Annotated in this window: 23 protein-coding genes and 1 pseudogene; 13 read left to right on the top strand and 11 right to left on the bottom strand. The window is 74.8% G+C overall.

What is annotated here, in order from left to right; translation table 11 throughout:
• Nucleotides 1-257 precede the first annotated feature (257 nt).
• Together J1792_RS12780 and J1792_RS12775 are read right to left on the bottom strand one after the other, a co-directional pair.
• Nucleotides 258-1,361, bottom strand: a pseudogene (locus J1792_RS12780) (glycosyltransferase family 4 protein); the annotation flags it as partial.
• A gap of 73 nt (nt 1,362-1,434) precedes the next feature.
• A complete protein-coding gene (locus tag J1792_RS12775) occupies nt 1,435-1,596 on the bottom strand; it encodes a hypothetical protein (protein ID WP_179198795.1) in 162 nt (53 codons plus the stop codon).
• 202 nt (nt 1,597-1,798) lie between these two features.
• Between J1792_RS12775 and J1792_RS12770 the strand changes: the two genes are divergently transcribed.
• Nucleotides 1,799-2,254: an SPW repeat protein gene (locus J1792_RS12770; RefSeq protein ID WP_207247249.1), complete on the top strand. Its 456-nt coding sequence runs from the start codon at nt 1,799-1,801 to the stop codon at nt 2,252-2,254.
• Nucleotides 2,255-2,330: 76 nt separating this feature from the next.
• Here J1792_RS12770 and J1792_RS12765 read toward each other — a convergent pair whose 3' ends face one another.
• Entirely contained in the window at nt 2,331-2,513 is a 183-nt protein-coding gene (locus J1792_RS12765; RefSeq protein ID WP_143587584.1) for a hypothetical protein, read from the bottom strand.
• A 166-nt stretch (nt 2,514-2,679) separates the two neighbouring features.
• On the opposite strand from J1792_RS12765, the gene mdlC reads away from it, so the two are divergent.
• The 6 genes from mdlC (at nt 2,680) to J1792_RS12735 (ending at nt 10,705) form a co-directional block, all read left to right on the top strand.
• Nucleotides 2,680-4,293 carry a benzoylformate decarboxylase gene (mdlC, locus tag J1792_RS12760; RefSeq protein WP_086567483.1) on the top strand — a complete coding sequence of 538 codons (1,614 nt, stop codon included), beginning with the start codon at nt 2,680-2,682 and terminating at the stop codon, nt 4,291-4,293.
• 126 nt (nt 4,294-4,419) lie between these two features.
• Entirely contained in the window at nt 4,420-5,823 is a 1,404-nt protein-coding gene (locus tag J1792_RS12755; protein WP_207247248.1) for an FAD-binding oxidoreductase, read from the top strand.
• On the top strand, nt 5,820-7,250 hold the full coding sequence (locus tag J1792_RS35045; protein ID WP_086567486.1) for a cytochrome P450: 1,431 nt from the start codon (nt 5,820-5,822) through the stop codon (nt 7,248-7,250). The genes J1792_RS12755 and J1792_RS35045 overlap by 4 nt, the downstream gene beginning before the upstream one ends.
• Entirely contained in the window at nt 7,247-8,617 is a 1,371-nt protein-coding gene (locus J1792_RS12745; RefSeq protein WP_086567488.1) for an alpha/beta fold hydrolase, read from the top strand. Before J1792_RS35045 ends, J1792_RS12745 begins: the two co-directional genes overlap by 4 nt.
• A gap of 37 nt (nt 8,618-8,654) precedes the next feature.
• Nucleotides 8,655-10,418: a peroxidase family protein gene (locus tag J1792_RS12740; protein WP_207247247.1), complete on the top strand. Its 1,764-nt coding sequence runs from the start codon at nt 8,655-8,657 to the stop codon at nt 10,416-10,418.
• The gene (locus J1792_RS12735; protein WP_086567491.1) at nt 10,415-10,705 is read left to right on the top strand and encodes a hypothetical protein; all 291 of its coding nucleotides are present in this window, start codon (nt 10,415-10,417) and stop codon (nt 10,703-10,705) included. The genes J1792_RS12740 and J1792_RS12735 overlap by 4 nt, the downstream gene beginning before the upstream one ends.
• A 59-nt stretch (nt 10,706-10,764) precedes the next feature.
• Here J1792_RS12735 and J1792_RS12730 read toward each other — a convergent pair whose 3' ends face one another.
• Nucleotides 10,765-11,115 carry a hypothetical protein gene (locus tag J1792_RS12730; protein ID WP_086567492.1) on the bottom strand — a complete coding sequence of 117 codons (351 nt, stop codon included), beginning with the start codon at nt 11,113-11,115 and terminating at the stop codon, nt 10,765-10,767.
• 300 nt (nt 11,116-11,415) lie between these two features.
• Between J1792_RS12730 and J1792_RS12725 the strand changes: the two genes are divergently transcribed.
• Together J1792_RS12725 and J1792_RS12720 are read left to right on the top strand one after the other, a co-directional pair.
• On the top strand, nt 11,416-12,768 hold the full coding sequence (locus J1792_RS12725; protein WP_307843033.1) for an FtsW/RodA/SpoVE family cell cycle protein: 1,353 nt from the start codon (nt 11,416-11,418) through the stop codon (nt 12,766-12,768).
• A 63-nt stretch (nt 12,769-12,831) separates the two neighbouring features.
• A complete protein-coding gene (locus J1792_RS12720) occupies nt 12,832-14,373 on the top strand; it encodes an ATP-dependent DNA ligase (RefSeq protein ID WP_207247245.1) in 1,542 nt (513 codons plus the stop codon).
• A 166-nt stretch (nt 14,374-14,539) separates the two neighbouring features.
• Here J1792_RS12720 and J1792_RS12715 read toward each other — a convergent pair whose 3' ends face one another.
• Entirely contained in the window at nt 14,540-14,956 is a 417-nt protein-coding gene (locus J1792_RS12715; protein WP_086566222.1) for an ankyrin repeat domain-containing protein, read from the bottom strand.
• A 107-nt stretch (nt 14,957-15,063) separates the two neighbouring features.
• On the opposite strand from J1792_RS12715, the gene J1792_RS12710 reads away from it, so the two are divergent.
• Both J1792_RS12710 and J1792_RS12705 read left to right on the top strand, forming a co-directional pair.
• Nucleotides 15,064-15,258, top strand: coding sequence for a hypothetical protein (locus tag J1792_RS12710; protein ID WP_086566221.1), 195 nt, complete (start codon nt 15,064-15,066; stop codon nt 15,256-15,258).
• Between the two features lie 33 nt (nt 15,259-15,291).
• Complete coding sequence (locus tag J1792_RS12705) at nt 15,292-16,860, top strand: hypothetical protein (protein WP_179198728.1); 1,569 nt, start codon at nt 15,292-15,294, stop codon at nt 16,858-16,860.
• Nucleotides 16,861-16,898: 38 nt separating this feature from the next.
• Here J1792_RS12705 and J1792_RS12700 read toward each other — a convergent pair whose 3' ends face one another.
• Nucleotides 16,899-18,404 (bottom strand): SCO1417 family PLP biosynthesis transcription factor, encoded by a 1,506-nt coding sequence (locus tag J1792_RS12700; protein ID WP_086566220.1) that lies wholly within the window; start codon nt 18,402-18,404, stop codon nt 16,899-16,901.
• Between the two features lie 173 nt (nt 18,405-18,577).
• Here J1792_RS12700 and yczE point away from each other — a divergent pair, with 173 nt between their 5' ends.
• Together yczE and J1792_RS12690 are read left to right on the top strand one after the other, a co-directional pair.
• A complete protein-coding gene (gene yczE, locus J1792_RS12695) occupies nt 18,578-19,210 on the top strand; it encodes a membrane protein YczE (RefSeq protein WP_242645892.1) in 633 nt (210 codons plus the stop codon).
• A gap of 257 nt (nt 19,211-19,467) precedes the next feature.
• On the top strand, nt 19,468-19,842 hold the full coding sequence (locus tag J1792_RS12690; RefSeq protein WP_004948858.1) for an RNA polymerase-binding protein RbpA: 375 nt from the start codon (nt 19,468-19,470) through the stop codon (nt 19,840-19,842).
• 111 nt (nt 19,843-19,953) lie between these two features.
• Here the strand turns inward: J1792_RS12690 and fxsA are convergent, their stop codons facing one another.
• The 5 genes from fxsA to J1792_RS12665 form a co-directional block, all read right to left on the bottom strand.
• Nucleotides 19,954-20,520 carry an FxsA family membrane protein gene (gene fxsA, locus J1792_RS12685; protein WP_086566218.1) on the bottom strand — a complete coding sequence of 189 codons (567 nt, stop codon included), beginning with the start codon at nt 20,518-20,520 and terminating at the stop codon, nt 19,954-19,956.
• A 54-nt stretch (nt 20,521-20,574) separates the two neighbouring features.
• Nucleotides 20,575-21,354 (bottom strand): polyprenol monophosphomannose synthase, encoded by a 780-nt coding sequence (locus J1792_RS12680; protein ID WP_086566217.1) that lies wholly within the window; start codon nt 21,352-21,354, stop codon nt 20,575-20,577.
• Entirely contained in the window at nt 21,351-23,000 is a 1,650-nt protein-coding gene (lnt, locus tag J1792_RS12675) for an apolipoprotein N-acyltransferase (RefSeq protein ID WP_242705087.1), read from the bottom strand. Before lnt ends, J1792_RS12680 begins: the two co-directional genes overlap by 4 nt.
• 538 nt (nt 23,001-23,538) lie before the next feature.
• A complete protein-coding gene (locus tag J1792_RS12670) occupies nt 23,539-25,167 on the bottom strand; it encodes an amidohydrolase (protein ID WP_086566215.1) in 1,629 nt (542 codons plus the stop codon).
• A gap of 61 nt (nt 25,168-25,228) precedes the next feature.
• Nucleotides 25,229-25,672, bottom strand: coding sequence for an Lrp/AsnC family transcriptional regulator (locus tag J1792_RS12665; RefSeq protein ID WP_030365423.1), 444 nt, complete (start codon nt 25,670-25,672; stop codon nt 25,229-25,231).
• Nucleotides 25,673-25,768: the final 96 nt, after the last annotated feature.

Here is a 25,768-nt window from a genome sequence, read left to right as displayed (position 1 = left end):
CCTCCCCACCTCCCCCTCCCCCGGGTGCGGGAGCCGCCGGCCGCGTCGCGTGAGGGGCCGGGGTGGGAGGGGACGGGACCTGGTAGGGGCGTAAGGGTTATTTGCGGCCCGGGTGCGGGGTGATCAGCGCGGTGGACGGTTCCGGGCCGTAAATAATCCAGCCCCGGAAGGGCCCGGCCCCTCCCGCCCCGGCCCCGCCCCACAACGAACCGCACCCGCACCGGAACCCGCGCCCGACGCCCCCCGCCCCACCCCGCCAGAACCTCCGCGTAGTGCGCCAGCAACTGGTCCCCCACCACCGCCCACGTCCGCGCCAGAACCGCCGCCCGCCCCGCCCGCCCATACTCCGTACGGGCCCTCCACGCGGTCTCCAGCGTCAGCACCGCGTCCCGCAGGGCCTCCGCGTCGTGCGGCGGGACGAGAAGCCCGGTGCGGGCGTGGTCGACGAGGTCGAGGGGGCCTCCGGCGGCGGGGGCGATGACGGGGACTCCGCTCGCCTGGGCCTCCTGGACGGTCTGGCAGAAGGTCTCCTGGGGGCCGGGGTGGACGAAGACGTCCAGCGAGGCGAAGATGCGGGCGAGTTCGTCGCCGGTGCGGGTGCCGAGGAAGCGGGCGCCCGGCAGGGCGGCCCGGAGCCGGCCGGCGTGCGGGCCGTCGCCGGCGATGACGAGGCGGACGCCCGGGAGGGCGCAGACGGGGGCGAGGAGTTCCACCCGTTTCTCGGGGGCGAGGCGCCCGACGTAGCCGACGATGAGCTCGCCTGCGGGGGCGAGTGCTCGGCGCAGTTCGAGGTCGCGGCGGCCGGGGTGGAAGCGTTCGGAGTCGACGCCGCGCGGCCACAGCCGGACGCGGGGCACGCCGTGGGCCGCGAGGTCGCGCACGGCGGCCGTGGACGGCGCGAGGGTGCGGTCGGCGGCGCGGTGGACGGCGCGGATGCGGCGCCAGGCGGCGCCTTCGCCGGTGCCGAGGTAGGTGCGGGCGTAGCCGCCGAGGTCGGTCTGGTAGACGGCGACGGCCGGCAGGCCCATTCGCCGGGCGGCGGTCATCGCGCGTGCCCCGAGGACGAAGGGGCCGGCGAGGTGGACGATGTCGGGCCGGTGCGCGGCGAGGGCGGCGGCCGGGCGGCGGCTCGGCAGCGCGACGCGGACCTGCGGGTATCCGGGCAGCGGCAGGGAGGGCACGCGCAGGACCGGGCAGGGCCCGGCGTCGTGGTCCTCGCCGGGGCGTCCGCGCGCCCCGGCGGGGGTCACGACGAGCGGCTCGTGGCCGCGCAGCGCGAGGTGCCGGGCGGTCTGCCAGGCGCAGTGCGCGACGCCGTTGACGTCGGGCGGAAACGATTCGGTGACGATGACGACACGCATACGGGTGTTGTCGGCCATCGGCACGTGGCGCGGGCCACGTGGATCTTTCCGCCCGGGGAACGTCCCGTGAGCGTCAGTCCACGCCCCGCACGATATGCGGCTCGGGGTCGTCCTCGTCGGGCGTGAGCGGTTCGTGGCGGGCCCGTGCGGGGTCCGCCGCCGACCGTGCGGGCCGCTCCGCGGCCGTTCCGGTGGCGTCCTGTACGCGCTCTTCGGTCATTTCGGGATCGTCCATGGTGACTCCTCCCCCTGCAGTACCGTTCCTGCTGCTTCCGCAGCCCCTTGCGCCCCCGAAGGACAAGCCTTCCCCGTCTGCCTGCCCGATAAGCAGCTTCTTCGGACCAGGCGTCACTTCCTACCGCCAATAGGGTGAATTCGCGGTCAATTGGGATAAAATGCAACCAGGTCCGCACCGGTACGGAAAGAAGGTGGCTGACGTGACCGTCCCCCGCACGTCGCCCGGGATCGATCAGCACCCGGACATCCTGGCGCTCCGCGCCCACTCCGAGGAGACGACGGCGACCCCCGCCGCCCAGGCCGTCGAGGCAATCGCCCTTCTGTGTGGCGTCTATTTGGCCGCCTCACCATGGATTGTGGGCTTCAACGGCGCGACTACCCTGACCATCAACAATCTGATCACCGGTGTCGCCTTCGCCTGCCTGGTCGGCGGCTTCGGTCCGGCCTATGAACGCACCCACTCCTCGAGCTGGGCGGCGCTGGGCCTCGGCGCCTGGACGATCATGGCTCCCTGGATCGTCTCCGGCCACGCCTTCATCACCGCCGCCAACGTCAGCAACGCCGTGGTCGGCATCGTGTGCTGCCTGACCGCCCTCGCCCTGGCGGGGTTCGGCGTCGTACGCGGCACCCGCGGCATGGCCGGTGCCCGTCGGTGACCGGCCGTCCTGAGAGGTAGGGCCGCCGACCCGCCCGCGACACCCCGCCGCGTCCCGCGGCGGGGTGTCGCCGTTCCTACTCCCTCGCCACCGCCCCGGCATTGCCGGCGGTGGCGGGCGCGTCGTCCCCGCCGTCCGCGCCGGCCTCCCCCGTGACGGACCAGCCGGCGGGGCGATCCAGGGCCCGCCTCGCACGCTTGCGCAACTCCGTGTCCATATCCCGTCGGATACGTCGGATGATCTCATCCATGTCAGGCATGCGGGCGACGGTAGAACCCGCCGCGCGGTAATACCGCGCAGGCCAGGGGGCATTCACTCGCGCGGATGAATACTCAGGTGATCTTCCGGCGTCATGGCTTCGCCGGTCGGGAAGTGGCAATGCTCCCCCTCCCCGAACGGCCCATCGACCCCAAGAGGTGCCAGGCATGACGACCGTACGCGCAGCGGCGCGTGAGCTGTTGCGGTCCCGCGGAGTGACCACCGTGTTCGGCAACCCGGGCTCCACCGAACTGCCCTTCCTGCAGGACTTCCCCGCGGACTTCCGGTACGTACTGGGCCTGCAGGAGGCCGTGGTCGTCGGCATGGCCGACGGATACGCCCAGGCCACGGGCACCACCGCGCTGGTCAACCTGCACACCGCGCCTGGCGTGGGCAACGCCATGGGGGCCATCGTGACCGCCGCGGCCAACCACACCCCGATGGTGGTGACGGCGGGGCAGCAGGTGCGGGCCATGATGACCATGGAGGCGCTGCTGACGAACGCGGACGCCACCGCCCTGCCCCGCCCGGCCGTGAAGTGGGCCTACGAGCCGCCGCGCGCCCAGGACGTGCCCGCCGCCCTCGCCCGCGCCTTCCATATCGCCGAGACCGCGCCGCGAGGGCCGGTGTTCCTCTCCCTGCCGATGGACGACTGGGACGTGGAGCTGGACGAGGCGGCGGAACGGGCCGCGCGGCACGCGGCCGTGCGGCGGGTCCACGATCTGACGGCGGCCGACCGGCCGTGCGTGGAGGCGCTCGCCCGGCGGCTGGAGGCCGCGGTCAACCCGGTGCTGGTGACGGGCGGTTCGGTGGACGCCGAAGGGGCCTGGTCCGCCGCCGTGGCGCTGGCCGAGCGCCGGCAGCTGCCGGTGTGGGCGTCGCCCGTCGAGGGCCGGGTGGGCTTCCCGGAGAACCACCCCCTGTACCAGGGCGTGCTGCCCCCGGCGATCGGCCCGCTGGCCCGGACGCTCGCGGGGCATGACCTGGTGCTCGTGGTCGGGGCGCCGGTCTTCCGGTACTACCCCTATGTGCCGGGTCCGTTGCTGGCCGAGGGCTGTGAGCTGGTGCTGCTGACCAGCGACCCGGGCGAGGCCGCGCGGGCGCCCGTCGGCGACGCCCTGGTCGCGGGGCTGCGCCCCACGCTGGAGCTGCTCGCGGAGCTGGTGGACAAGCGCGGCGACGCCGTTCCCGCCCGGCCGGCCCGCTGTGCGGTGGAGGTGCCGGAGGCCGACGGCGAGCCGATGTCGGCCGCCATCGCGCTGGCCGCCGTGGCGAGCGCGGCGCCCGAGGACACGGTGTGGGTCAACGAGTCGCCCTCCAATCTGCAGCTGTTCCGCGACCACGTCCGCGTCGACCGCCCGGACTCCTTCCTGATGACCACCGGCGGCGGCCTGGGCTTCGGCCTCGCGGCGGCCGTCGGGGCGCAGCTGGGGCGTCCCGAGCGGCCGGTGGTGGCCCTGATCGGCGACGGCTCCGCGCAGTACGCGATCACCGCGCTGTGGACGGCGGCCGCCTACCGGGTGCCGGTGACGTTCGTGGTGCCGGCCAACCGCGAGTACGCCATCCTCAAGTGGTTCGGCCGCTTCGAAAACACGCCGGGCGTGCCGGGTCTGGATCTTCCCGGGCTGGACCTGTGCTCCCTCGCCCGCGGCTACGGGGTGCCCGCCCACCGTGCCACGGATCCGGCGCACCTCGCCGAGCTCGTCGGCGCCGCCACCGCCGGCGCCGAGGGGCCCGTACTGATCGAGGCCCCGGTCACGACCGTCCCGCCGACGCTCTGACCTCACCCCACCCCTTCTCCGCCCGCCCGGCGGCCACCGCCGTGCGGTCGTCCCTTCACGCCGTCGAACGCTCTCTCCACGCCTTTCCCACTCGCCCTTTCCGGGCCCCATCGCATGGAGCTGCCCATGACCCCTCCTGTCGGCAATCCGCTGCTCGCGGCCCTCGCGGAGGCCCTGCCTCCGGAGGCCCTCGGCACGGCGGACGTCGAGCTGGCCCTGCACCGTTACGACGCGGCCCCGTTCAGCGAGGCGGGCAGACCTGCCGTGGTGGTCCGGCCCGAGACCGTGGAACAGGTGCGCCACGTGCTGCGCGTCGCGCGCGCCCTGGGGGTTCCCGTGGTGCCGCAGGGCGCCCGTACCGGGCTCGCGGGGGGTGCCAACGCCGTGGACGGCTGTGTGGTGCTCTCCATGGTCCGGATGAACCGCATCCTGGAGATCGACAGGGCGAACCGCCTGGTGCGCTGCGAGCCGGGGGTGATCACCGCCGATCTCGCGGCGGCCGTCGCCGGCGAGGGCCTGTGCTACCCGCCGGACCCGGCGTCGTGGGAGACGTGCACGATCGGCGGCAACATCGCCACCGGCGCGGGCGGACTGTGCTGTGTGAAGTACGGCGTCACCGCCGACTACGTCCTGGGCCTGACGGTCGTCCTGGCCGACGGCGAGGTGCTGCGGGTGGGGCGGGACACGGTCAAGGGGGTTGCCGGGTACGACCTGACCCGCCTGTTCGTGGGCTCCGAGGGGACGCTCGGCGTCATCGTCGAGGCGACGCTGGCCCTGCGGCCGCCGCGGCCTCCGGAGCTGGCGCTGCTGGCCTCCTTCGCGAGCGCCCGCGACGCGGGCGCGGCCGCCGGGGCGATCATCCGGGAGGGGCATGTGCCGTCCGCCCTGGAGCTGATGGACCGTGCGACGACCGAGGCGGTCGCGGCGCTGGGCCATCCGCTGCTGGCCGGCGCGGGCGGCGCCACGCTGATCGTGGCCAGCGACGCCCCGGACGCGGCGGCCCGGGTGCGGGCGATGGCGGAGCTGTGCCGGGAGGCCAAGGCGTTGTCCGTCGCGGTGGCCGAGGACGACGAGCGGTGCCGGCAGGTGCTGGACGCCCGGCGCATGGTGATGCCCGCGCTGGGCGCGGTGGCCAAGGGGCTGCCGGGCGCGATGACGGCCTTCGTCGAGGACGTCGCCGTGCCGCGCGACCGGCTGGCCGACCTCGTCGAGCGCGTGGAGGAGATCGCCGGGGAGTACGACCTGTACATCGCCACCGTCGGCCACGCCGGCGACGGCAACCTCCACCCGACGGTCCTCTTCGACCGCGCCGACCGCTCGGCGGTGCGGCGGGCCAGGGAGGCGTACGACGCCATCATGGCCGCGGGCCTGGAGCTGGGCGGCACCATCACCGGCGAGCACGGCGTGGGCGTGCTCAAGCGCGAGTGGCTGGCCCGGGAGCTGCCGCCGCGCGGCCTGCGCCTGCAACGGGACATCAAACGGCTGCTGGACCCCGACGGTCTGCTCAACCCGGGGAAGGTGCTGGCATGAGCCGGACGAGCGAGACCTTCGGCAGCGGCACGGACGCCGGCTCGGACGCCCTCCCGGAGGGGGCGCTGCCGACGGCCACCCGGAGCGAGAACCTGCGCCTGACGCTGGGCTACTTCCTTCCCAACTACCTCCGGGGCGTCTTCCGTCCCCGGCCCCGGGCCGCCCGCCTGGTCGCCCGGATCGACCCCAACCGGCGCGGCATGGAGCTGATGCGCTCCCTGCGGGGGCGGCACGGCCGCGGTCCCGTGGTGGTGCGCGGTACCTCGGGCCCGACGCTGCTCGTGCTGGACGCCGAGGACGCCCGGCAGGTGCTGGCCGGGCCGGTCGAGGTGTACGCGGTCGACACCTGGGAGAAGGTGAGCGGCTTCGCCGCCGTGCAGCCCGAGGCGCTGGTCGCCTCGCACGGCCGGCAGCGCACGGCGCGGCGGGCGTTCAACGACGCGGTCCTGGACGCCGGGTGCCCGGTGCACCGGCTGGCCGGGCACTTCCTGCGGGTGGTGGGCGAGGAGGCCCGGGCGCTGCTGGGCCCCCGGGCGGAGTCGGGGCTGTCGGCGGGGGACGTCCGCGCGCGGCTCGAGCGTGCGGGGCGGCGTTGCTTCCTGGGCGAGGCGGCCGCCGAGGACACGGAGTTCTCCCGGCTGCTGGAGGAGCTGCTCACGGAGGCCAACTGGATGGGGGCGCGGCGCTGGCGCAGGGCCCGTACCCGCCGGATCCGGCGGAAGATGACGCAGCGTCAGGCCCGGTATCTGTGCGACGCCGACCCGCGCAGCCTGACCGGGCTGTTCCGTACCGCCCCCCGGGGTCCGGAGACCGCTCCCGAGGGGCAGGTCGCGCACTGGTTCATGGCGCTGGGGGTCGTGCAGGCGGCCGTGACGCAGACCCTGGCCCTGCTCGCCACGCATCCGGCGCACTACCGGCGGGCGCTGGAGGAGGTCGCGGCGGCGGACCGCCGGCACGGGGCGCACACGGTGGCGGGGTTCGAGGCCCTGCCGTACCTGCGCGCCTGCGTCCAGGACGCGGCACGGCTGTGGCCGCCGGTGCCGAGCCTGATGCGGCGTACGACGGCGGAGACCCGCTGGCGGGGGGCCGTGGCGCCGGGCGGGATGAACGTCCTGGTGCCCGCCGCCTTCCACGCCCGCGACGCGGAGCGCGTCGACTACGCGCACCGCTTCGCGCCCGAGAAGTGGCTGGACGGCACGGCCTCGCAGGACTGGGCCGTCAGCCCGTTCAGCCGGGGCGAGGCCCAGTGCAGCGGCATGGAGCTGGGGCTGCTGCTGGCGACCGGCTTCGTCGCCGAGTTCCTGCGCGGCGGGGAGCTGGCGGTGGCCGGGGTACGGCTCGGGCCCGCCCGGCCGCTGCCGTACACCTTCGACGCGACGCGCCTGCGCATCGGCTACCGCGCCCAGCGCACTCCGGGGGCGTCATGACGTCCGGCGGCGGCATCCGCGCCGCCGGGCCGGACGTGGCCGCCCTGGCCCCGGTGGCCCGGGCGCTGGGGAAGGCGGCGGGCGAGATCCGGGCGGCGGGCCGGGCGCTGACGGCCGTGGCCACCGACCCGGCGCTGGCGGCCTCGCTGGGCCGCTCGCCGCGCACCGGACTGCGGGCCGTGCGGGCCCTGGCCGGCGCCCTGACCTCGGCCACCGGGCTGGGCTACGCGCCCGACGGCGGGCGGCTGGGCCGGGCGGCGTGGCTGGGCGGGGTACTGACCAGCCGCGAGAGCCTGGCGGTCGCCGTGGCGGTGACCTCGCTGGAGCTGCGCATCCGGCTGTGCTCGGTGCGGCACCCGGAGTTCGCCGAGGACGGCCCGGTGCGGCGGCTGCTGGACGCCATCGCGGCGGACCGCCAGCTGCGCGCCCTGCGGGTGCTGCGGCAGAACGTGCGCGAGCAGGGCGGCGAGCGGGCCCTGGCACGCCTCGCGCCGTCGCTGACCGAGGTGATGGCGTGGAACGCGCTGGTGGACGAGAACCCGTTCAACGACGCGGCGGCCTGGCACATCGTCACCGGCACCCGGCCGGACGGCGATCCCCTGCTGGGCACGTCCATCGGCGCCTGGGCGCGCTGGGACCGGGGGGCCGGCCGGGCCGAGGTACTGCCGGCGGACCCGGCCCTGCTGGCGCGGCTGGATCCCGGTACGAGCGTCAGCGGCCACCTGCGTGACATCGCGGTCCTGGGCACCGACGGCCGGATGCTGATCCACCGGGTCACCGGCCCGGACGGCGTCACGCGGCATGTGGTGGTGCTGCCGGGCATGGCCTTCGGCCGGCCCCGCAACGCCACCCCGCAGGACCTGGTGGGCGCGGTCACCGCGGTGGGCCGCAACGACTCCCCGTACACCCGGGCCGTGCGCAAGGCCCTGGCCCGGGTGGTCCCCGAGGGCACCGAGGTCGCGCTGGTCGGGCACAGCCTGGGCGGCATCACGGCCCTGAACCTGACCGAACTGCCCGACGTCAACCGGCGGTGGCGGCTGACCCACGCCGTCGCCGTCGGCTCCCCCGTCGACTTCAAGCGCCCCCTCGACCCGGCCACCCGGGTCGTCAGCCTCGTCAACGAGCACGACGTGGTGCCCAACCTCGAGGGGCGCAGCCCGGTCTCCGTCTTCCCGGTGCCCGCCGACTGGCTGGAGATCACCTGGGTGGACCGCTCGCACGACTTCCCGCAGTGCCACAACGCGGGCGTCTACGCGCAGAGCCTCGACGACGTGGTGCCCGAGGCGCGCGACCGGGTGGACGCCCTGCTCGAGCCGTACCGGGGCCGGGTGGAGGAGACCGTCGTCCTCCGGCTCCACGACCGCTGAACCGTCCCGCCCCCTACCCCCCGTTGGAGAGCGATCGATGACACCGGCACCGCGGCGCCGCCGCGAGTGGCACTCGCTGCCCTTCCCCCTGGCGCTGCTGGAGATCAAACGGCAGCGGGACCTGCTGCGCGCCCACAATCTGCACGACACCTTCGGCGCGGGCGGCGAACGGCCCCGCACCCCGAGCCCGGTCCTGCTGCCGTACCGCAGCTACGACGGGTCCGGGTACGACCCGGACGACGTGGACATGGGCCGGGCGGGCACCCGCTTCGACCGCAACTGCGCGCTGCCGCAGACCTTCCCGGAGCCCGAGGACCACGGTCTGTTCTCGCCCGGTCCGCGCGAGGTGAGCCGGCGCCTGCTGGCCCGCTCGCGGGGCTTCCGCCCGGCCGTGTCGCTGAACCTGCTGGCGGCGGCCTGGATCCAGTTCCAGAACCACGGCTGGTTCAGCCACGGCGACAACAGGGCCGAGGCGCCCCTGGACGTCCCGCTGGCCGCGAACGACGACTGGTCGCGCTGCCCCATGCTGGTCCGCCGCAGCCGGCCCGACCCCGTCGCCCACACCGGGCCCGGCCGTCCTCCGACGTACGAGAACACCGTCTCCCACTGGTGGGACGGCTCGCAGATCTACGGGTCCGACGAGGAGCGGTGCCGTTCGCTGCGCACGGGCGAGGGCGGCCGGCTGGCCGTCGTGGACGGCAGGCTGCCGGACGAGACGCGCCCGGGGCTGGCCGGCATCGACGCCACCGGCTTCAACGACAACTACTGGGTCGGCCTGTCGCTGCTGCACACGCTCTTCGCCAAGGAGCACAACGCGATCTGCGCCCGGGTGGAATCCGCCCATCCCACCTGGGACGACGAGCGTCTGTTCCAGGTGGCCAGGCTGGTGAACGCCGCCGTGATGGCCAAGATCCATACGGTGGAGTGGACGCCCGCCGTCATCGACCGTCCGGTGACGCGGGCGGCCATGCACATCAACTGGTACGGGGTGCTTCCCGCGCGGCTGCGGCGCCGGGTGGGGCGCCTGGGCCGGGGCGAGGCGTTCTTCGGCATCCCCGGCTCCCCCACCGCGCACCACGCGGCGCCGTACTCGATGACCGAGGAGTTCGTCACCTCCTACCGACTGCACCCGCTGATCCGGGACGAGTACGAGATCCGCTCGCATCGTGACGGCGCGCTGATCGACGTCACCGGCTTCGAGCCGCTGCAGGCGCTGGCCACCCGCAAGGCCGTGGACCGGTGGGGCATGACCGACCTGCTGTACTCCTTCGGCACCATGCACCCCGGCGCCATCACCCTGCACAACCACCCCGACTGCCTGCGCGACCTGGTGCGGGTCTCCGGGGAGCACGTCGACCTCGGCACGGTGGACGTGCTGCGCGACCGTGAGCGCGGCGTGCCCCGCTACACCGCCTTCCGCGCCGCGCTGCACCGGCCGCCGGTGACCGGCTTCGAGGAACTGACCGGCGGGAACGCCCACCTGGCCGCCGAGCTGCGGGACGTCTACGACGGGCGCCTGGACCGGGTCGACACCATGGTGGGGATGTACGCCGAACCCCGGCCGCGCGGCTTCGCCTTCAGCGACACGGCGTTCCGGGTGTTCGTCCTGATGGCGTCCCGGCGGCTGAAGAGCGACCGCTTCTTCACCACCGACTACCGGCCCGAGATCTACACCCCGGAGGGCATGGAGTGGATCGACCGTACGACCATGCGCGACGTCCTGCTGCGGCACCACCCGGAGCTGGCCCCGGCCCTGGAGGGCGTGCGCAACGCCTTCGCGCCCTGGGCGAGGACGCGGTGACGGCCCCCGACGGGGCCGGCGGGGTGCCCTGGTCCAGGTCGGTGCGGGCGCAGGCCGACAACCTGCGCGAGCAGGCGGGGCGGTTGCGCGCGAGCGCCGACGCCGTGACGCTCCTGGGCGAGGAGGGCACGGTGTTGCGGCAGCGGATCCTCACCCACGCGGACCGGGCCGAGACGGCCGCCCGGTCGCTGGAGCGCGCGGCCGAATCGCTGCTGGGCCACGAGGCCGTGCTCGCCGCGCTGGCGCGCAAGCGCCGCGAGAGCGGGGGCGCGCCGAGGATCGGCTGAGCCGCGCGGGGCCCCGGGCCGGGGGCGCGGGCGCGTCCCGTGCGGCCCGGGGCCGGCCGTCACCGGCTCACGAGGGGCTCTTCCGCCCTCGCGTACCAGCGGTCGCCGCGCAGCACCGCCAGGCCGTGGCCGGCGAGCCCGTTGACGTGCTTGGCGATCGTGCGCGGCTGGTAGCCGACCGAGGCGCACAGCTCGTCCAGGGAGGCCCCGTCGTCGCCGAAGGCGCGCAGCCCGTCCCAGGTGCGGGCCTCGTGGCGGCCGAGGGCGGCGGGTGTGGGGGCGGCCTCGGGCCGCTCGTGGCGCGCGTCGCGCTTCGGCTCCGGCCGCGCGGTGGCCGGTCGGGAGGCACCCACCGGGCGTGGGGTGCGGTTGATCCTGCGGTGTCGGCGGCCCTTCTGGCGCTTGCTCATGGCTGAACCACTGCTCCGTCCTGCGTCGTCGGTCCTGCGGTGCCGGTGCCACAACTCGGCGCGGCTCCGGCCGGTTACGACAATTCCACTAAGTGTGCGCGACATCACGCACCGTCACCCGCCCATGTTCATACGAGCCGCGCAGTGCGACGTGTCCTGGCGGTCTTCTGACGGGTGGTCCGCGTGTGGAGCGTTTCCGGCGACTTCTTCGGGTCGTGCGGGCTTCTTCCGGTCCGGCCGCTCATCATGACGGGTGTGACCGTGGAAACCGTACGAGTCGAGGGAGGCGGCGACAGCGGTGTGCCCGCGGCGGCCTTCCCCCCGGGGTCCGGCAGGCGCCTCGGCGAGGCGGTGCTGCTGGTCCTCGCGGTCCTGACCGGCTGCTCCGGGTACGCGTACACCGGGCTGGCGACCGCCGGCGAGGTCCCCGCGGGGCTGCCCGCCTTCGCGGGGGTCATGGCGTGCCTGGCCCTCTTCCCGCATCTGGCGGTGCGTCAGTGGGCGCCGCACGCGGACCCGCTGATCCTGCCGCTGGCCGTGCTGCTCTCGGCGCTGGGGCTGGTGCTGCTGTACCGCCTGGACCCGGCCTATGCCAGGCGGTACGACGCCGGTCCGACGGCCGACGGGCAGTTGGTGTGGACGGTCCTGGGGGTGGTGCTGTGCGTCGTGGTGGTGGCGCTGCTGCCGGACCACCGCCGACTGCGGCGGTACATCCATCTGACGATGGCCGTGGCGCTGGTGCTGCTGATGGCGCCCGCGTTCTTCCCCGGGGACCTCTACGGCGCCAAACGGTGGATCCTCATCGGCCCGCTGTCCTTCCAGCCGGGCGAGTTCGTCAAGATCATGATCGCGGTGTTCTTCGCCGGCCATCTCGTCACCCATCGCGACGCCCTGGCGCTGACGGGCCGCAAGGCGCTCGGCATGCGGCTGCCCCCGGGGCGCCAGCTCGGACCGATCGTGACGGTGTGGGTGCTGAGCCTGCTGGTGCTGGCCCTCGAGCGGGACCTGGGCACCTCGCTGATCTTCTTCGGGCTGTTCGTGGTGATGCTCTACGCGGCCACCGAGCGCACCGGCTGGGTGGTGTGCGGCCTGCTGATGGCCGTGGTGGGGGCGGGGGTGGTGGGTTCGCTGGAGCCGCACGTCAAGGGCCGCATCGACGCCTGGCTGCACCCCTTCGACGCCTTCAAGGAGGGCAGCGGCGTCTCCGACCAGGCCGCGCAGGCCCTCTTCAGCTTCGGCAGCGGCGGCGTCACGGGCAGCGGCCTGGGCCGCGGCCACCCCGAGCTCGTCCGCTTCGCCGGCCGCAGCGACTTCATCCTGACCACCGTCGGCGAGGAACTCGGGCTCGCCGGCACGATGGCCGTCCTGGTGCTGTACGCGCTGCTGGTCCAGCGCGGCCTCAGCGTGGCCCTGCGTACGCCCGACCCGTTCGGCAAGCTGTTGGCGGTGGGCCTGGCGGCGGCGCTGGCGCTGCAGGTGTTCGTGGTGGCGGGCGGTGTGCTGGCCCTGATCCCGCTGACCGGCAAGACCCTGCCGTTCCTGGCCAAGGGCGGCTCGTCGCTGGTGGCCAACTGGCTGATGGTGGCGCTGCTGATCAGGATCAGCGACAGCGCGGGGCGGGCGGAGGACGAGGCCGCGCGGGCCGGTGGCTGAGCAGAGCCCCGCTCGCGAGCACCCCGGCCTGCGGCCCGCTCGCGGCCGCCGCACGATGGAGTCATGCTGCTCGCCGAGGTCGCACGGGTGTCCGGGGAGGTCGCGGCGACGAGCGCCCGTACGCGGAAGACCGCCCTGCTGGCCGGCCTCTTCCGCGACGCCGAGCCCGACGAGGCCCCCCTCGTCATCCCCTACCTCGCCGGCCGGCTGCCGCAGCGCAGGATCGGCGTCGGCTGGAGCACCCTGCGCCACGCGCCCGCCCCGGCCGCCGCGCCCACGCTGACCGTGGGCGACGTCGACCGGGCGTTCACGGCGATCGCGGCCGTGGCGGGCCCGGGCGCGCAGGCCGAGCGCCGGCGCCTGGTCGGCGAGCTGCTGGGCGCGGCCACCGCCGAGGAGCAGGACTTCCTCTTCCGTCTGATCGGCGGCGAGCTGCGCCAGGGCGCGCTGGACGCGCTCGCGGTCGAGGGCCTGGCGGCCGCGGCCGGCGCGGCGCCCGAGGACGTACGGCGGGCGGTGATGCTGGGCGGCTCGCTGGGCGCGGTGGCCCGCGTGCTGCTGGAGCGGGGCCCTGCGGCGCTGACGGAGTTCCGGCTGCGGGTGGGACGGCCGGTGCTGCCGATGCTGGCGCAGAGCGCCGGTGACGTCGACGAGGCGCTGGACCGGCTGGGGCCGTGCGCGGTGGAGGAGAAGCTGGACGGGATCCGGGTGCAGGTGCACCGGGACGGCGGGGACGTACGCGTCTACACGCGGACGCTGGACGAGATCACCGAGCGGCTGCCGGAGGTGGCCGTGGCGGCGCTGGCGCTGCCGGTGGACTCGGCGGTGCTCGACGGGGAGGTGATCGCGCTGGACGCGGCGGGGCGCCCGCACGCCTTCCAGGACATCGCCGGCCGGGTGGGTTCGCGGCTGGACGTGGCGGGGGCGGGGGCGGCCTTCCCGCTGTCGCCGGTGTTCTTCGACGTGCTGGCGGTCGACGGCCGGGAGCTGCTGGCGATGCCGACGGCCGAGCGGCACGCGGTGCTGGCCCGGGTGGTGCCGGAGCCGATGCGGGTGCGGCGCCTGGTGGTGGCGGATCCGTCGGCCGAGGGGGCGAGGGCGGCGGCGCAGGACTTCTCCGAGGAGGTGCTGCGGCGCGGGCACGAGGGGGTGATGGTCAAGGCGCTGGACGCGGCGTACAGCGCGGGCAGGCGCGGGGCGGCGTGGCTGAAGGTGAAGCCGGTCCACACCCTGGACCTGGTGGTGCTGGCCGCCGAGTGGGGGCACGGCCGGCGCCGGGGGAAGCTGTCGAACCTGCATCTGGGGGCGCGCCGGCCGGACGGCTCGTTCGCGATGCTCGGCAAGACGTTCAAGGGGCTGACGGACGCGGTGCTGGCCTGGCAGACCGAGCGGCTGCGGGAGCTGGCGGTGGGCGACGACGGCCATGTGGTGACGGTGCGGCCGGAGCTGGTGGTGGAGATCGCCTTCGACGGTCTGCAGCGGTCCTCCCGGTATCCGGCGGGGGTGACCCTGCGCTTCGCGCGGGTCGTGCGGTACCGGGAGGACAAGACGGCGGCGGAGGCCGACACGGTGGAGGCCGTGCTGGCGCTGGGCGCTACGGGTTGACGTTCACCGTGGCGGGGCACAGGCGCCGCGACTTCTCGTCCCCCTTGAGCTTCGCGTCGACGCAGCCGCCGGGCAGGCCCTCGTAGGCCTTCGTGCCGCCCCGGCCCCTGCCGGCCGGGCGGGGGCGCTGAGCGGCGCGCCGTCGCGCCGCTCAGCGCCCCGGCGGTCATTCGCCCTGGAGCAGCTCCAGCAGGTCCTGGCGGGCGAACATGGCGGCGGTGTCGAGCGCGGACGGCATGCCGGCGGCGGGGTCCGCGCCATGGGCCACCAGCACGCGGACGACCTCGGTCTCGCCCTTGAAGACGGCGCCCGCCAGCGGCGTCTGGCCCCGGTCGTTGGGCCGGTCGGGGTCGGCGCCGCGCTCGAGCAGTGCGATGACGGCGTCGATGTGACCGTGGTAGGCGGCGAGCATGACGAGGGAGTCGCCCCTGTCGTTGGTCAAATTCGCAGGAACGCCTGCGTCCACATAGGCCGCGAGGGTGGCGGTGTCACCGTGCCGCGCCAGGTCGAAGACCTTGGCGGCGAGCTGCAGCACCTCGGGGTCGTGGGCGGGCTCTTCGGTCTCGGGCCTCGGTCCGGTCATGGTCTGCCATCCTCCGTACGGGGGTATCCCCAGTTGCCGGAATAATACTTTCTGTGAAGCTGGAGGGACTCATGGTGACCGCCCCCCAGTTCCGCAGGAGATACCCAATGATCCTCTCCATCTCGGGCGTCGTGCTCCTCGGTGTCGTCGTCTTCCTCTTCTTCCGCAAGGACAACCTCAAGGCCTCGCACGGGCTGGTCTGCGCCCTGTTCGGCTTCTATCTCGCGAGCACCGGCATCGCTCCGAGCATCCGCGCGGGCGGCGCGAGCCTCGCCAGCCTGCTGGGCGGCATCAAGTTCTAGTCCGACCCCGCCGCAGCGACCCAGGAGGCCGACGTGGGCCGGCGCTCGCTCCCCCGCATCCCGACGACCGGCGGCGGCACCTCGCTCGTCCGGGGCAGGGAGCTCGCGCGCGGAGCCGCCGAGAGCACCCGGGACACCCTCCATCCGCTGTTCGTGGTCGCGCGGGGGCTGCGCCGGCTGGCCGCTGCGGGCGTACGCGGCTGGCTGCGGATGCCCGCCGACCGGCGCGGGCCCTCGCTGCTCCTGCTGGGGTCCTCCCTGGTCATCGTGGCACTCGTGCCCTACGGACCGCCACTGGCCGCGGCGGTCATGGTCGCCGCGGGCGCCTGGGCCGGCCGTGAGCGGGCGCCGGAGCAGGAGGAGCCGGACGAGGCGGAGAGCGCCCGGTTGCAGGCGCTGTACGAGGCGCTGGTGCCCTACCTGACCGCCCCGGAGGACCCCAGTCCGCTGTACGAGCACGGCGGCGACTGGGGCGCCGTCTTCGACGGGCACGCCTTCGACGACCAGGGGCGGCTGACCTCCCTGCGGCTGCGCTACCCCGGCTACTTCACCGACAGCGAGGGCCCGGCCCGTACCCGGATCGAGCAGTTGCTGCAGCTCAAGGCCGGCCGGGGCCGGGAGTACCGCTTCGACTGGGACGAGGCCGCCAACCACCTCGAGCTGAGCGCGCTCTCCCCGCTGCCCACCGGCATCGGGGCCCAGTACTTCGTGACCGCCCCCGGCGAGACCGTCCTGGGCTTCACCGACCCCGCCTCCGTCCAGCGGACGCTGCCGGTGACCGTCGGCGAGAGCACCCGCGACGCGCCGCCGGTCGTCTGGCGCACGGGACCGCGCTCCACCGAACCCCACCTGCTGGCCCTGGGCCGGCCCGGGAGCGGCGTCACCACCCTGCTGCGCTCGGTCGCCCTGCAGGCCCTGCACCACGGCGACGCGGTGATCCTCGACGGCGGCGGCACGGGCGGCTACGCCTGCCTGGCCGGCCGCGAGGGCGTGCTGGCCGTGGAGTGCACGGCCCCGGACGCGCTCGCCGTCCTGGAGTGGGCCTGCCACGAGACGGAACGGCGGCTGAAGGCCGCCACCTACGCCCGCCGCAACGGCCGTCCGGCGCCCGACGACATCCGGCGCCCCCTGTGGATCGTCGTCGACCGGCCCGCCGCGCTCAGCCGGCTCGCCGCCGCCGAGGGGCGCCGGGATCCGCAGGAGCTGCTCGAGGTGCCGCTGCAGCACGGCCGGACCGCGGGCGTCACCGTCGTCGTCGGCGAGCGGCTGGACGCGGCCGGGCTGCTCGGCGAGACGCTGTTCGCCCACACCGGGGCCCGGGTGGCGCTGGGCCCGGCCACCGCCCAGGAGGCGGCGGCGGCCCTGGGCACGGCCCCGCACACCACTCCCGCCGAGGACACGCCGCCCGGGCGCGGCTACGCACGGCTCGGCCCGGGGCCCGTGCACCGGCTGCAGGTGCCGGCGACCCCGGACCCGTACGACGAGGAGACGGCCGACGCCCAGCGGGAGGCGGTGCTGCGACTGCTGCCGGAGTGGCCCGGCGCCGCGGCCTCCCGGTGCGCGGCGGAGGGCGACGGGATGCTGCCGGTCCAGGGCGTGTAGCCGCCGGGCCCCCGGCTTCAGGCTACGTAGCTGCCGGTTCAGGCCACGTACGTGCGGGGCACCTCGACGGCGGCGGTGGCCCCGCTGGCCACCAGGCGGGTGGCCTCGGCCAGCCGCGTCGCGGCCTGCTCGGCGACCGGGGCGCCCACGGTGAACGGCAGCCGCACGTACCCCTCGAAGGCGCCGTCGACGCCGAAGCGCGGACCCGACGGCACCCGCACCCCCAGCCGCTCCGCCGCCTCGGCGATCCGGGAACCGGACAGCCCCCCGGTGCGCGCCCACAGCGTGAGGCCGCCGCGCGGGACGGTGAACTCCCACTCGGGCAGGTGCCGGCGGACGGCCGCGACGACGGCGTCCCTGTTCTCGCGCGTCTGCTCGCGCCGGATCTGCAGGGCCGCGTCCCAGCCTCCGGTGTTCAGCAGCCAGGTGACGGCGAGCTGGTCGATGACGGGCGTGCCGAGGTCGGCGTAGGCGCGGGCCGCGATCAGGCTGCGGATCACGTCCGGGGCGGCGCGCACCCAGCCGATCCGCAGGCCGGCCCAGAAGGACTTGCTGGCCGAGCCGACGGTGATGACGGCGTTGCCGGCGGGGTCGAAGGCGCAGACGGGCCGGGGAAGTTCGAGGCCGTCCTCCAGGGCGAGCTCGGACATGGTCTCGTCGGCGACGAGCAGCGTGCCGGCGGCCCGGGCCGCCTCGACCAGCTCCCGGCGCTGTTCCTCGGGCGCCAGGGCGCCGGTGGGGTTGTGGAAGTCGGCGATGACGTAGGCCATACGGGGCGCGGCGTCGCGCAGTACCTGCCGCCAGGCGGGCAGGTCCCAGCCGGCGAGCCGGTCGGCCATGGCCACGGGCACCAGCCGGGCGCCGGCGTCGCGCATGAGCTGCAGGACGTTGGCGTAGGAGGGCGACTCCACGGCGACCCGCTCGCCGCGCCCGGCCATCAGCCGGCAGATGGCGGCGACGGCGCCCATCGCGCCGGTGGTGATCATGATCTGCTCGGGCATGGTGGGCACGCCGCGGGCGGTGTAGCGGTCGGCGACGGCCTGGCGCAGGGCGGGCAGGCCGGCGGGGTAGTCGCCGTGGGTGTGGGCGTAGGGCGGCAGCTCCTCGAGGGCGCCCTGCAGGCCGCGGGTGAGCCAGGGCTCGGGGGCGGTCAGCGTCGCGCAGCCGAGGTCGATCACCGAGGCGGCGGCCTCCGGCGGCAGCGGGTCCAGCGCCCGGGTGGGCAGCGGGCTCCCGGCGGGGACGGCGGTCCAGCTGCCCGCGCCGCGGCGGGACTCCAGGAAGCCCTCGCCGCGCAGCGCCTCGTAGGCGGCGGCGACGGTGGTGCGGCTCACCGACAGGGCGGCGGCCAGCTCGCGCTCGGCGGGCAGCCGGGCGGCCACGGGGACGCGCCCCTCGAGGACGAGCAGCCGGATGCCGTCGGCCAGCGAGCGGTAGGCGGGCAGCCGTCTGCCGCCGAGCGGGGTGACGGTGTCGCGCGTGTGCTGCGAGCCGAGGAGGCGCGCCAGCTGAGGCGCTCCGACCGAAGAGGTCCACTGGGTCATGGCTTGCGGTCCACCTTCCCGGGATTGGCCATGGATCTTTCTGCTCTACAGTCCACAGACTGTCATGGCTCAAGCCACTCGCACCACCACAGGGGGATTCTTTGTCCGCGCCACAGGGATCAGGGCCACGGTCCGCGCTCGCCCGCCGTCTCGTCCAGCTGTACGGCGGGCTCATGCTGTACGGGATCAGCATCGCGCTGCAGCTGCGCGCGGGGCTGGGGCTGTCGCCGTGGGACGCGCTGAACCAGGGAGTCTCCCGGCACACGGGCCTGTCGATCGGTACGGTCACGATCGCCATCGGCGCGCTGGTGCTGCTGCTGTGGATCCCGCTGCGGCAGCGGCCCGGGCTCGGCACGGTCTCCAACGTCCTGGTGATCGGCCTGGCGGTGGACGCGACGCTGAGCGTGGTGCCGGCGCCGCCCGGCACGCTGTGGGTGCGGATTCCGCTGCTGCTGTTCGCGGTGGTGCTGTGCGGGGTCGCGACGGGGCTCTACATCACCCCGCGCTTCGGCCCGGGCCCGCGCGACGGGCTGATGACGGGGCTGCACCGCAGGACGGGGCGCTCGGTGCGGCTGGTGCGGACCTGCATCGAGGTCACCGTGCTGGCGACCGGCTTCGCGCTGGGCGGCTCGGTGGGCGTGGGCACGGTGCTCTTCGCGGTGACGATCGGCCCGCTGGCGCAGTTCTTCCTGCGCCTGTTCGCCGGGCCGGAGCCGAGCCCGGTGGTCGCGGCGGGGCCCTCGGCGGCACCCCCCGCGACGGCCGCCGAGGAGGGCGCGGCCCGCGGAGTTCCGGACCCGGTTTAGGTGGGAAACCGGCAGCCCGGTAGTGTACGCCTTCGACCCACCGGACGGACCGTTACTGCGCGCTAAAGCAGCGGAAACACAGGGTGACATCTGTTGCCGGATGTGACAAAACGGGCGTTGGTGGGTACAACAAGGGGCGGCACGACGGGCGACGCATGTCCCTCAACGGGGAATCTTCACCGCCGACCGGACGTTGACCGGATGACGACGACAGCGACACCTGTCCTGTGGGCGACAAAGCCCGGGAGGCACAATTCATGAGTGAGCGAGCTCTCCGCGGCACGCGACTCGTGGTGACCAGCTACGAGACCGACCGCGGCATCGATCTGGCACCGCGCCAGGCGGTGGAGTACGCATGCCCGAACGGCCATCGATTCGAGATGCCGTTCTCGGTAGAGGCGGAGATTCCGCCGGAGTGGGAGTGCAAGGCGTGCGGCGCCGTGGCACTCCTGGTGGACGGCGACGGTCCTGAGGAGAAGAAGGGCAAGCCCGCGCGTACGCACTGGGACATGCTCATGGAGCGACGGACCCGCGAGGAGCTGGAGGAGGTGCTGGCCGAACGGCTGGCCGTCCTGCGCTCCGGCGCCATGAACATCGCCGTGCATCCGCGCGACACGCGCAAGTCCGCCTGACGACGGACCGCGCGCTCCACAGCACCACCAAGGGCCCGGGCCACTGCACTGAGCAGTGGCCCGGGCCCTTGTCCGTACCCGGTGGCCGCCTTGCGTGGCGGCCGGCGCCGGTCAGCGGGGCAGCTGCGGGTCGCCCGGGCGGGGTGCGGGCGGCGCGTCCTCCCGGATCACCTCGCCCTGCACGACTTTGCCCTCGCCCATCCGTGTCTGCTGCGCCTGCTGGGCCTGCTGGAAGGCCTCGCCCAGCGTCCCCGACCGCCGCAGCCGCCGCTCCAGCGACCCGCGCAGGAGCGCCCGGGTCGGCGGGAAGAGGCACAGCAGCCCGGCCACGTCGGAGATCAGGCCCGGCACCATCAGCAGCAGGCCGCCCAGCATCGTCAGGGCGTTGCCGCCGCCCTCCGCGGGCGCGGGCGCGGGAGCCGCGCCCGGGGTCTGCAGGGACTGCGTCAGCCGCTGCCAGGCCCGGCGGCCGGCCCGCTTGATCACATACGAGCCGGCGATCACTCCCCCGGCCAGCAGCGCGAAGACGGTCCAGCCGCCCGCCGCGCCGGCCACGAGCGTCAGCAGCCACACCTCCAGCACCACCCAGACCGCCACCACGAGGGGAACGATCCTGCGGGCCCGGCTCCGCCGGGGCGGCCCGCTGTTCACCGTCTGCTGCTGCGCTCCGAACGTCATGCCTCAAGTGTGCCCGGAGGCCCGAAAAACGGGCGGAGGGCCCTTATGAGGCCCTTACGGCCGGGGGCCCTGCTGGTCCTTGCCCAGCACCTTCGCGGCCCGCGAGCCCAGCCCCCAGGACGTGACGCGCCACAGGGCCTCGGCGACGATGTCGCGGCTCATCTTGCTGTCGCCCAGCTCCCGCTCGACGAAGGTGATGGGCACCTCCACCACATGGAAGCCGGCCTTCACCGCGCGCCAGGCCAGGTCGACCTGGAAGCAGTAGCCCTGGGAGGCGACGTCGTCCATGCCCAGCCCCTCCAGCGTCTCCCGCCGGAAGGCCCGGTAGCCGCCGGTGACGTCGCGGATGGGCACGTCGAGCATGAGGCGGGAGTACGTCGAGCCGCCCCGGGAGAGCATCTCCCGCGACTTCGGCCAGTTCACGACCCGGCCCCCGGGCACCCAGCGGGATCCCAGCACCAGGTCGGCGCCCTTGAGCGCGGTCAGCAGCCGGGGCAGCTCCTCGGGCTGGTGGGAGCCGTCGGCGTCCATCTCCACCAGCACGCCGTAGCCGTTGTCCAGGCCCCAGCGGAAGCCCGCCAGGTAGGCGGCGCCCAGGCCCTCCTTGCCCTTGCGGTGCAGCACCTTGACGTGGTCGTCGTCGGCCGCCAGCTCGTCGGCGAGCTTGCCGGTGCCGTCGGGGCTGTTGTCGTCGGCCACGAGGACGTGCGCCTCGGGCACGGCCTCGCGCACCCGGGCGACGATGGGCTTGATGTTCTCCGCCTCGTTGTAGGTCGGAATGATCACCAAGGTCGTGCCGAGCGGACCGTATCTCCGCTGACCACCGTCGTTCACAGCTGGCCCTTCTTGTCCATATCCTCTTCGGTTCCCTCCGGCCGGACCCGACGACCGATCAGGAAAGCGGCCGCACAGGACAGAAGCCCCACGATAGCGAGCGCCCATTCGGGGCCCGCACCCACGCGGTCGGCCAGGGTCGTGCCGTCCCGCAGCGGGATGCGCGCGCTGATCACGTCCCGGGTGAATTCCTCGCTGTGCTGGAGCACCCGGCCGTCGGGAGAGACGACGGCGCTGATGCCGCTCGTCGCGGCGGTGACCACCGCGCGGCCGTGCTCGACGGCCCGCAGCCGCGACATCGCCAGCTGCTGCTCGGGCTGGCCGGTACGGCCGTAGGTGGCGTTGTTGGTCTGCACGACGAGGGCGCGGGCACCGGCCCTGACGGTCTCGTGGACGATCTCGTCGTAGGCGACCTCGAAGCAGATGACGTCGCCGAGCCGGGCCGGGCCGACCTGGAGCACGCCGGTGCGGTCGCCGGGGTAGAAGTCGCGGGGGACGCGCTGGAGGCGGGTGATGACCTTGCTCAGCTGCGCCCGGAAGGGCACGTACTCGCCGAACGGCACCGGGTGCTGCTTGGCGTAGGAGGCGCCGGGGCCGGTCCTCGGGTCCCAGACGATGCCCTTGTTGTCTATGTACCCCTGCTTGCCGGGGTGGTCGATGAGGGCGCCCACGAGGACGGGGACGCCGACGGCCTTGACCGCCTCCTCGATCCGGTCGTAGGCCTCGGGGTACTGGAAGGGGTCGAGGTCGGAGGAGTTCTCCGGCCAGATCACCAGATCCGGCTTGCGTACCTTGCCCGCCTTGATGTCCCGCGCCAGCTGCAGCGTCGCGTTGACGTGGTTGTCGAGGATCATCATCGGGCGGCCGAGGAAGTTCATGCCGGGGTTCTGCACGTTGCCCTGGACGATCGCGATGTCGGCGGTGTCGTCGGCCTTGGTGGGCACGGGCACGGCGTAGCCCACGAGGGTCACGGCCACCGCGAGGGCCACCGCCTCCACGGCGGGCAGCGCCGCCCGCACGGTCCGGGGGCCGCCGGCCCGCAGCCGGTGGGCGGCGGACAGCGCGTACGCCAGCAGACCGCCCGCGAGCGCCACGCCGAAGGTCACCACGGGGGCGCCGCCGAGGGCCGCGAGCGGGGTGAAGGGCGAGCCGGTGTTGGCGAAGGCGAGGCGACCCCACGGGAAGCCGCCGAACGGCACCCGGTCCCGGGCCCACTCCTGGGCGATCCACAGGCAGGCGCCCCACAGCGGCCACGCGGGCAGCCGCGAGGTGACCGCGAGCCCGGCGCCGAGCGCGGCCACGAACAGGGCCTCGGCGATCGACAGGCCCACCACCGCGTCGTAGCCGACCACGTGCAGCCAGCGCAGCAGGACGAAGAAGAACGGCAGGGCGAAGGCGAAACCGGTCCAGGCGCCCTGCCGTGCCGTGCGCCCCCGGGTCAGCAGCGCCAGCGCCGCGACGGCCGCGACGGACAGCGGCCACAGGCCGTAGGGCGGGAAGGCGGCCGCCAGTCCCAGTCCGCCGACGGCGGCCAGGGCGGTGCGGGGCGCCTCGCGGCGGACGAGGCGGGCCAGACGCGCGGCCCGTCCGGGGCGGGCGTCCGCGACCGCGTCGCGGGGCGCGCCGGCGGCCGCCGGGGGGCTCACGGCGGCTTCTGGAGTGGTTTCGGGGCCCGAGGGCACGGTCGGCGGCCTTCCTGGAGCTTTCGGGAGTATCAGCTGACCGTACCTCGCTCCGGCCGCCCGGCGGCCCGCCGGGTGTGCTTCGGGCGGCCCCTCGCGGAACGGCGGAATGGGGGCCCGGCGTCCTTCGGGCCGGCCTGGGATCCGCTGGCTGCGGGTCGCCCGAGAGCCGTTGTCTACTGAACTTCCGGGCCCCACCCGGGTCGCACCTGCCGGCCTGGCCGAACCTCCCCCGCCCCTCGTGCGCTGGACCTGGCTCCCAGTGGCGGCGCGCCTGCTCGGCACCCCGCCCCATGGCCCAGCGGCGTTCGACGACTGCGTGGAGGTTCCCCGGCCGGACGTCCTGTGGTGGACAGCGGAGAACCTACCGGCCGCCGCCCGCACCGTGTCAACACCCTTCCGACCTGCGCGCCTCGTTCAAATCAGCAGGTCAGTACGGCAGATGACGGGGCGGTGCGACAGGCCGGGGCACGTCGTTCGGCGGTACGCGGATCTTGCCGCGTCACCCGTTCGGGCGCGCGTGGACCGTGCGCCCGCCCACGACCGTGCGCAGGCAGACGGGCAGCGGGACGCCGGGGGTGAGGTCGGGCAGTCCGGGGGTGCCGGAGCGGGGGTCGGTGGACCAGTTGGCGACCCGGTTGTCGGGCACCTGCACCACCAGGTCGCCGGCCTCCCACACCGCGTAGTCGGCCGGAGCGCCCGGCACCAGCACGCCCGCGTCGTCCCGGCCGATGGCCCGCCAGCCGCCGCGGGTGTGGGCCGTGAAGGCGGCGCGCACCGAGATCCGGTGCTCGGGGGTGCGGTGGAAGGCGGCGGCCCTGACGGTGCCCCACGGGTCGAGGGGGGTGACGGGGCTGTCGGAGCCGAGGGCGAGCGGGACGCCGGCCCGCAGCATGGCGGCGTAGGGGTTGAGGGTGCGGGCGCGCTCCCGGCCCAGCCGCTGGGCGTACATCGCCTCCTCGCCGCCCCAGGCGGCGTCGAAGGCGGGCTGGACGGAGGCGGTCAGGGCGAGTTCGGCGAAGGCGGCGATCAGCTCGGGGCCGAGCATCTCCGCGTGCTCGACGCGGTGCCGGGCGGCGCGCACGCGCGCCAGGCCGAGCCGGTCTGCGGCGGCCCGTACGCCCTCGACGACGGCGCTCAGCGCGGCGTCGCCGATGGCGTGGAAGCCGGCCTGGATGCCCGCCTCGGTGCAGGCGGTGACGTGGGCGGCGATGGCGTCGGCGTCGAGGTGGGCGGAGCCGGTGCCGTCCGGGGCGTCGGCGTAGGGCTCGTGGAGGCAGGCGGTGTGGGAGCCGAGGGAGCCGTCGACGAAGAGGTCGCCGGCCGCGCCGGTCGCGCCGAGCTCGCGGACGCGGGCGGCGCCGGCGGGCGAGGTGATCACCTCGGCCCAGTAGCCGGTCACCCGGAGGCCGGGCTCCTCGGCGGCCAGGCGCAGCAGGCCGGTGAGGTCGTCGGCGCCGGAGATCTCGGGGCCGGCGCACTCGTGGACGGAGCCGATGCCGAGGGACGCCGCGCGGGCGAGCGCCGCGCGCTGCGCCTCGGTGCGCTGGGCGGGGGTGACGCTGTCGTACGCGGCGGCGCGCACGGCGTGGTGGGCGGCGCCGGTCAGGGGGGCGTCGGGGGCGTATCCGGACAGGGTCCGGGCGTGCGGGACGAGGTCGAGCAGGGCGGTGGTGACGACGGCGGAGTGCACGTCGGCCCGGGTGAGGTAGAGGGGCCGGCCGCCGGCGGCCTCGTCGAGCTCCCGGCGGGACGGCGGCCGCCGCTCGGGCCAGGCGCTGGCGTCCCAGCCGTGGCCCAGCAGCACGCGGTCGGCGGGCCGGGCGGCGGCGTGCGCCCGCACCCGCTCCAGGGCGCCGGCGAGGGTGTCCACGCCGGTGAGGTCGAGGCCGGTCAGGGCCAGCCCGGTGGCGGTGGTGTGCACGTGCGCGTCGGTGAACGCGGGGGTGACCAGGGCGCCGCGCAGGTCGACGACCTCGTCGACGCCGTCGGCGAAGGAGTCGGCCGCGCCCTCGGAGCCGACCCAGGCGACGTGGCCGCGCTCGACGACCATGGCGGTGGCGAAGGGGTCGGCGGGGCTGTGCACGTCGCCGCCTCGCAGCAGGACGGTCTTCTCGGGACGCTCGCTCATGGCCCTCAGTCTGCCGCTCCGGGCGCCCGTCGCCGTCACCGGGGGCCCGGCCCCGGGCGCGTCATCCCACGCGTGGCGGCCGCGCCTCGTAGGGCGTGGACAGCACGATGGTGGTGCGGGTCGACACCCCCGCCAACGAGCGGATGCGGGCCAGCAGATGCTCGAGCTCCAGGGGCGTGGCCACGCGCACCTTGAGGATGTAGTTCTCGTCGCCCGCCACGCTGTGGCACGCCTCGATCTCGGGGATCTCGGCGAGCCGGTCCGCGATGTCGTCCGGCGCGCTGGGGTCGAACGGCTTCACCGAGATGAACGCGGTGAGGGGCAGCCCGACGGCTTCGGGGTCGACGACCGCGGCGTAGCCGCGGATGACGCCCCGCTGTTCGAGCCGGCGCACGCGCTGGTGCACCGCCGAGGTGGACAGGCCCGTGGCCTTCCCCAGGTCGGTGTAGCTCATCCGCCCGTCCTTGACGAGCAGTTCCACGATCTCTCTGTCCAACTCCTCCACATGGATCAACCTACTGCGTCCCGGTGCGCCCGGCACAGTCGGCGGTACCACAGGCGCACAACCCATGTGACAAATGCCACATGCGCGCACCCGTGT

This window comes from Streptomyces triculaminicus, from assembly GCF_017349075.1.
GTDB lineage: Bacteria > Actinomycetota > Actinomycetes > Streptomycetales > Streptomycetaceae > Streptomyces > Streptomyces triculaminicus.
Note: the sequence above shows the minus strand (reverse complement) of the source record. Positions and strands in the feature narration are given on the sequence as shown.